The sequence below is a fragment of the Acinetobacter sp. YH12116 genome (assembly GCF_013418895.1).
Taxonomy (GTDB): Bacteria; Pseudomonadota; Gammaproteobacteria; order Pseudomonadales; family Moraxellaceae; genus Acinetobacter; species Acinetobacter indicus.
This window is the reverse complement of the sequence record NZ_VPBE01000051.1, coordinates 1-7,523: the sequence shown is the minus strand read 5'-3', so window position 1 is coordinate 7,523 and position 7,523 is coordinate 1. Positions and strand designations below refer to the sequence as shown.

Genomic DNA, 7,523 nt, shown 5'->3' with positions numbered 1-7,523 from the left:
AATAATTCAAGTGAATTTGTTTGAAAGAAGAACTTTAAAAGCTTTATTTTCACCCGATAAAATACCCATAAAACAAGAGGAAGCTCAAATGAGCTTCCTCTTGTGAAAAATTGTGGGACAGCAATGCCTCCCAACCTCCCTTTTTCAAAGGAAGGAGTTGATTCTATTCAGTGAATTCCCTCAGCTTCCAGAAGATGAGCAACCCTGCTGCACAGGGCAGAGGCGGTTATTCACCCTCTCCCCAGCGCTCTTCCATAGGGAGAGGGAGAAGGAATTAGATTAAATTTTCGCCGCCAACTCTGCGCCCTGACGGATTGCGCGTTTGGCATCTAGCTCACCGGCTTCCTTGGCACCGCCAATCAGATGCACATTTTTACCCGCAGCTTGCAGCTGATCGTACATAGCAGTATAAGATTCTTGTCCGGCACAGATCACCACGTTTTCAACTTCCAGCAGCATCGGCTGGTCATTGACCGTAATATGCAGCCCCTGATCATCAATTTTCTGGTAGCTTACGCCGGCCATCATTTTAACGTCACGGTTTTTTAAGCCGGTACGATGAATCCAGCCGGTGGTTTTGCCCAGGCCTGCTCCCACCGAAGATGCTTTACGCTGCAATAAATAGATTTCATGATTGGAGGCTTCTACCTGTGCCGGTTTCAGGCCACCGACATGCTCATATTCGGTATCAATCCCCCATTCATCATAGAATTTTTCCGGATTCAGACTGCCACTTTCACCGGCATGACTTAAGTATTCTGCGGTATCAAAACCAATTCCACCAGCACCAATAATCGCAACCCGTTTCGCCACCGGTCGACGCTCTTTCAGCACATCCAGATAGCTCAGGACTTTAGGATGATCAATCCCGTCAATGTCCAGCTGACGTGGAGTCACCCCGGTTGCCACCACAATTTCGTCAAAACTGCTTTTGCTCAGCTCATCAAAGCTGGCCGTATGGTTCAGTTTTAGCTGAATGCGTGGCTGCAACTCAATTTGACGTTTGAAATAACGCAAGGTTTCATAAAACTCTTCTTTGCCCGGAATGGTCTTGGCAATATTAAACTGCCCGCCAATCTGGTTAGAGGCTTCAAAAATCGTCACTTCATGACCACGGTCTGCCGCATAAATTGCAAAGCTTAAACCGGCTGGACCCGCTCCAATCACCGCAATGTTTTTCGGCTGGCTGGCTTCTTTAAAGATCAGTTCGGTTTCATGACAGGCACGCGGATTGACCAGACAGGAGGCAATTTTCATGGAGAAAATATGGTCCAGACAGGCCTGGTTACAGGCAATACAGGTATTAATTTCATCGCTACGGCCCTGCTCGGCTTTTACTACAAAATCGGCATCTGCCAAAAATGGACGCGCCATCGACACCATATCGGCCTGGCCAGTCGCCAGTACATGCTCTGCCATTTCCGGGGTGTTAATCCGGTTGGAGGTGATTAAAGGAATTTTGACTTCACTTTTGAGCTTTTCTGTGACCCAGCTAAAAGCCGCACGCGGCACTTTGGTGGCAATGGTCGGAATACGTGCTTCATGCCAGCCAATACCGGTATTAATAATGGTCGCACCCGCTTTTTCGATTTCTTTGGCCAGCTGCACCACTTCTTCAAAACTTGATCCACCTTCGACCAGATCCAGCATTGACAGACGATAGATAATAATGAAGTTTTCACCGACTTCAGCACGGGTACGTTTCACGATTTCAATCGGAAAGCGAATCCGGTTTTCGTAGCTGCCGCCCCATTCATCATCACGATGATTGGTACGCTTGGCAATAAACTCGTTAATCAGATAGCCTTCCGAACCCATAATTTCAACGCCATCATAACCGGCATATTTGGCCAGCTTGGCACAGTTGGCAAAATCGGCGATGGTCTGCTGCACTTCAGCCGAGGTGAGTGCATGCGGTTTAGACGGGTTAATCGGTGCCTGAATCGCGGATGGCGCCACAATATCTGGCTGATAGGAATAACGTCCGGTATGCAAAATCTGCAAGGCAATTTTACCACCCGCTTCATGCACGGCTTGGGTGACCACTTTATGTTTTTCAGCTTCGGCCAGGGTGTCGAGTTTATTGCCGCCTGCAAAGGTTAAGCCGGCATCATTTGGAGAAATCCCGCCGGTCACAATCAGGCCTACGCCACCTTTGGCGCGCTCTGCGTAGAATGCTGCCATCCGTGCATAACCATTTGGTGCTTCTTCAAGCCCCACGTGCATAGAACCCATAAGTACGCGATTTTTTAAGGTGGTAAAGCCTAAATCAAGCGGGGCTAACAGATGCGGATAATTCGACATATTCTCTCCTTGGGTGGCCCAAAGCGGGCTATTTTTATGTTAATGCAACTTGTTGCATAAATTTATATGCGAATTTTGACTTTTATGCAACATGTTGCATAATATTTTAGATTCATACTTGCATGATCTCATCTATGTCTTTAGCCCATGTGTTACTCACCAGCCTGATTGAAAAACCCAGCACGGGCATTGAACTAGCCCGGCGCTTTGATCGCTCGATGGGCTTTTTCTGGAATGCCACCCATCAGCAGATTTATCGTGAATTAAACAGTATGCTCAGCAAAGGCTGGATTTCTACTTTGGCTGAAGAAGATGCCCAAGGCCGTAAAAAAACCTATCAGGTCGAAGCCGCAGGTCGGGTCGAGCTGGCCGACTGGATGGTCAAGCAAAGTCCTCCGGCGCAGCTCCGTGAAGAACTGATGGTGCGTTTACGGGCCGAAGCACAACTCGGCGGTAATGAGGTTTTGCCCGAGCTAGAGCGGCATTTACAGTTGCATCGGGAAAAATTGCAGCTGTATCAGGCGATTTATGCCAAAGACTTTGCCCCGCAGACCGACGAAAATCGTACCTTATATATTCATAAAATGATTTTACAGCTGGGTATCGAGCAGGAAATCGGCTGGATTCGCTGGCTGGAAGCGGTGATTCCGGCGCTAAAAGCTTTTGATCAACAACAATAAAATTTCAAGGAATGAAATCTCATGCCGTATTATGTCATGCCCGATGGCGAAGGTTTATTTGTACGTGAATTTGGTCAGGGCCAACCAGTGCTGGTGCTGTCCGGTTTGGGCATGCACAGCTGGCAATGGCTGCCGTTTTTGTGGCCGCTACGCAAACAGTTCCGTTTTATTATCCCCGACTGGCGCGGCTTTGGCGGTTCGAAACAGTGCCGTATTCCGGAGCTGGATGCCATTTCCAGCCACTGGCAGGATGTGCAATCCTTAATTCAGCAACTACAGCTGCAACAGTTTATAATCGTTGCCTATTCGATGGGTGCGACCACTGCCATGCATGGTATGCAATATGGACAGCTGGCAGCGCAGTTAAAAGCTTATTTGCATATTGATCAGACCCCGAAAATCATGGTGGATGAACACTGGGCCTATGGCCTGTTTGGCCAGCAGCACAGCCGCTTCAAACAGATTTTATCTGAACTGTACGCGCTATTTACGGAACACGCACATCTCCAGTGGATTCACGATTTAAATAACACAGCCAAAGATCAACTGTTTGCTTTATGGATGCAGTTTATTGAGCTGCAAAATAACAACCCTCGCCAGCGAGCCATCTTTTGTAAAATCCTGCAACAGCCACGTTTGCAACATCTGCTGTTACCCTCATCTCGACTGGACTATATGACTTGGTATATCCGCAACTATTTGGAGCATGCTGAAGATTATCGCGAGGCTTTAAGCCAGCTGAACTGTCCTACGGTGTTTTTTAGCGGGGTGCAATCGGTGCTCTATCCGGTACAGGGACAAACCCTGATTGCCCAAAGTGTGGCACAGGCACGGCAGGTGTTGTTTGAAAAATCAGGGCATACTCCGCTACTGACTGAGCCGCTGAAATTTGCCCGCGAAATTAAACGCTTTTTATTGCAGCATCAGTAAGTATCTACATCAATATTTATAGCGCACTCAATAAAAAAAGCCGAACAGTGTGAGGTTCGGCAAAAAGCAAGTGAAGACTAACAATCAAGGCAAAGCGCTAGGCAATTTCCCCATCAATAATGCCCTGCTGTTTTAAAGCTTGCAGTTCTTCGGTAGATTTAAAGCGGGACAAAATATAGGCCGTATGTTCACCCAGTTGCGGTGGTGCCTGCCGGTATTCGACCGGTGTATCTGACAGCTTGATTGGTGATGCAATCATTTTAAATTGCGCATTTAAACTGTGCGGCAAATTAACCAGCATCTGCCGATGCTGAATTTGCGGCTCAGCCAAGGCATCTTCAATCGAGTTAATTACACCGACCGGTACTTTGACCGCATGAATCCGGCGCACCCATTCCTCCGCATCCTGACTCAGGAAAAATTCAGCCAGAGCTGGAATCAGCTCATCGCGGTATTTGACCCGGTCCTGATTACGTAAGAATTTCGGATTGTTCAATAATTCCGGATAACCAATGGCCAGACATAGGTCCTTGAACTGTTTGTCATTACCACAGGCAATAATAAATTCCTTATCTTTAGCCTTAAAGGTTTGATACGGCACAATATTCGGGTGTTTATTGCCCATGCGCTGCGGTGACTGGCCACTGCTCAGATAATTCATGCCCTGATTGGCCAGCGTTGCCACCTGAACATCCAATAAAGACAGATCAATATATTGTCCACGTCCGGTATGATGCCGCGCCAATAATGCTGCCTGAATCGCCACCGTGGCATACAGTCCGGTCTGAATATCCACCACCGCCACACCGACCTTCTGTGCACCACCACCCGGTTCATGATCCGGTTCGCCGGTAATGCTCATCAGGCCAGACATGCCTTGAATAATAAAGTCATAACCCGGTTCTGCTGCCCGCGGTCCATCCTGACCAAATCCGGTAATCGAGCAATATACCAATTGCGGATTCAGTTCACTCAGGCTGGCATAATCCAGTCCATATCTGGCCAGCGAACCAGCCTTATAATTTTCGATGATCACATCGGACGTTTTGACCAGCTCACGAATCAGCTGTTGGCCCTGTTCACTGGCAATATCGACACTGACCGAATATTTATTGCGGTTGGCACACTGAAAATAACCGGATTCACGGGTAGCGTTGCCCTGTGCATCGGGCATCCAGGGCGGTCCCCACATGCGGGTATCATCGCCTACCTGTGGCCGTTCAATTTTAATCACTTCTGCGCCTAAATCCGCCAGAATCTGTCCGCACCATGGACCCGCCAATACCCTGCTTAAATCCAGTACCCGAATTCCTTGTAATGCACCCATCTTATCCTCCGCTAGATCCGGGGGATGCTCCCCCGCGATCCTTTTATTTTTATTTAACTGTGGCTGGTTTCACGCTGACATCATTGCTGGCAGCCGCTGTTTGCCCCGTTTCCACGTTGGTGTTTTGCGCACTCAGACTGGCTTGCTGTGGATCATATTGACGCTCACGAATCAGCAGTCCTGGAATCACCCCGGCAATGAAGTAGGCGGCACCCATCACAATAAAGGCCATGGTGAAAGAGCTGCCTGCTGCAATCATCCCGATGGTTGCCGGTGCAATCGCTGCGCCCAGACGTCCCATGTTATAGGCACCACCAATGGCTGTACCGCGTACATCGGTCGAGAAGGTTTCAGCCATATAGGTGGCATTGACACCGTATGGAATCCCGTACAGGAAGCCAAAGGTCACCAGCAAGTAGGCAATATTGTCCGGCGTGTTAAAGAAGATGATGACTGGCAGGAAGGCCGCTGTACTGACCGTACCAAATACAAAGGTAATCCGGCGTCCGAACTTATCTGCAGCATAACCGGCCAGAATTTTACCCAGAATCATGGCGGTATAGGCACCGACCATATAACCGGTCAGGGCTTTAAAGTTCATGTTTAAATCGGTTTCCAGATAGGTCGGCATCCAGTTATTTACGCCATAATAACCAAACTGTAAAAAGGCCGCAGTAGTCATCCAGAGCAGGAACATTTTACGGTGGTTCTGATGGCCAAAAATACGCTTATAGATACTTTCAGACGGTGCAGCAGCTGGGTTTTCCGGTACGTGCTGAGGTGCCTCAAGTTTTAGTTCACGGCGTTTAATCTGTTCAATTTTGGCTTCCTGCCAAGAAGCTGGTTCTGGTACAAAGCGCATGAAGATTAAGGCAAAGCCGGCAGGAATAATAGTCACATAGAACAGCATACGCCAGCCATGATCGGGAATAATCGCCCCGGCCATGAGCGTCGCCACGATATAACCCACAGTCTGACCGGTCTGCAAAGTCCCCAGCACCGTGGTGCGGTATTTGGTCGGGACATACTCTGCCATTAAGGTATTACAGGCCATATACAGTGAACCTAAACCAAAGGCACCAATAAAACGTAAAATCATGAACTGTTCATAATTTTGGGTAAAACCTAAAATACAGGTCATGATCGAGAAAAACACTACCGACCAGGCAATGGTTTTGACCCGTCCAAATTTGTCACAGGCCCAGCCACCGGAAATGCCACCTAAGGCCATGCCGGCCAGTGACGCACTGCCGAGCATTCCGGCCTGAAACGTGGTTAAACCAAATTCTGCTTTTAAACTGGTTAAGCTAAAAGACAGCAGCATGATGTCTACGCCATCAATCACCAAAGACACAAAGGCAAAAATAAAGGCCAGTTTCCAGGTGTTTTTATTAATTCGATGGGCGGTACCCACATTCGATGGCAGTTTTAAGCCCAGTGTTCCGGCTTCAGCGTGTATATCGTTTTTCATCTTGTCGTTACCTCATTTTCCCAAATGAGTCACCGGTATTTTTTGCTATGGGTTCTGCCTTTCTGCTTTTTATTCTTTTTTATTCAGTAGCGCATGACAGCCAAAACTCGCCCACAGCAAGACCCGAGAGTCTGCCGATGAATCCTTTATTTACGTTATGAATCAGATTTTTTAGACACAACTATCCTGAGGATGTTCATCCTGAACATCCTGGCTATTTTTCTATGACATTAATTACAGAATGCAGCGATTCCGGTCTGTGCACGGCCCAGAATTAAGGCATGTACGTCATGCGTCCCTTCATAGGTATTCACCACTTCCAGATTCACCAGATGACGCGCCACACCAAATTCATCAGAAATGCCGTTACCGCCCATCATGTCACGAGCCAAACGGGCAATATCCAGTGCCTTGCCACAGTTATTGCGCTTGATTAAAGATGTCCCTTCAATCGAGGCAATACCATCATCTTTCATGCGGCCAAAACGTAACGCTGCCTGTAAACCTAAAGCGATTTCAGTTTGCATATCGGCCAGTTTTTTCTGGATTAACTGATTGGCAGCCAAAGGACGACCAAACTGTTTACGGTCCATGGTGTACTGATGTGCGGTATGCCAGCAGAACTCTGCCGCGCCCATCGCACCCCAGGCAATGCCGTAACGGGCACTGTTCAGACAGGTAAACGGACCTTTTAAGCCACGGACTTCTGGGAAAGCATTTTCTTCTGGGACAAATACGTTATCCATTACAATTTCACCGGTGATGGAAGCACGTAAACCGACCTTGCCGTGAATCGCAGGCGCAGACAGCC

Annotated in this window: 6 protein-coding genes; 2 read left to right on the top strand and 4 right to left on the bottom strand. The window is 48.1% G+C overall.

Features of this window, described 5'->3' with window-relative positions:
• Positions 1–279: 279 nt before the first annotated feature.
• A complete protein-coding gene (locus FTU54_RS14730) occupies positions 280–2,304 on the bottom strand; it encodes an NADPH-dependent 2,4-dienoyl-CoA reductase (RefSeq protein WP_180074877.1) in 2,025 nt (674 codons plus the stop codon).
• Between the two features lie 134 nt (positions 2,305–2,438).
• Between FTU54_RS14730 and FTU54_RS14725 the strand changes: the two genes are divergently transcribed.
• Together FTU54_RS14725 and FTU54_RS14720 are read left to right on the top strand one after the other, a co-directional pair.
• Positions 2,439–2,984 (top strand): PadR family transcriptional regulator, encoded by a 546-nt coding sequence (locus tag FTU54_RS14725; RefSeq protein WP_180074876.1) that lies wholly within the window; start codon positions 2,439–2,441, stop codon positions 2,982–2,984.
• 21 nt (positions 2,985–3,005) lie between these two features.
• Entirely contained in the window at positions 3,006–3,914 is a 909-nt protein-coding gene (locus tag FTU54_RS14720) for an alpha/beta fold hydrolase (RefSeq protein ID WP_180074875.1), read from the top strand.
• Positions 3,915–4,011: 97 nt separating this feature from the next.
• Here the strand turns inward: FTU54_RS14720 and FTU54_RS14715 are convergent, their stop codons facing one another.
• From FTU54_RS14715 to FTU54_RS14705, 3 genes are all read right to left on the bottom strand, one after another.
• The gene (locus FTU54_RS14715) at positions 4,012–5,241 is read right to left on the bottom strand and encodes a CaiB/BaiF CoA-transferase family protein (protein WP_160241245.1); all 1,230 of its coding nucleotides are present in this window, start codon (positions 5,239–5,241) and stop codon (positions 4,012–4,014) included.
• A gap of 49 nt (positions 5,242–5,290) precedes the next feature.
• Positions 5,291–6,712, bottom strand: a complete 1,422-nt coding sequence (locus FTU54_RS14710) for an MFS transporter (protein ID WP_075174549.1) — start codon at positions 6,710–6,712, stop codon at positions 5,291–5,293.
• A 230-nt stretch (positions 6,713–6,942) separates the two neighbouring features.
• Positions 6,943–7,523: acyl-CoA dehydrogenase family protein (locus tag FTU54_RS14705; RefSeq protein ID WP_257223826.1), on the bottom strand; the 581-nt coding region annotated here is incomplete at its 5' end.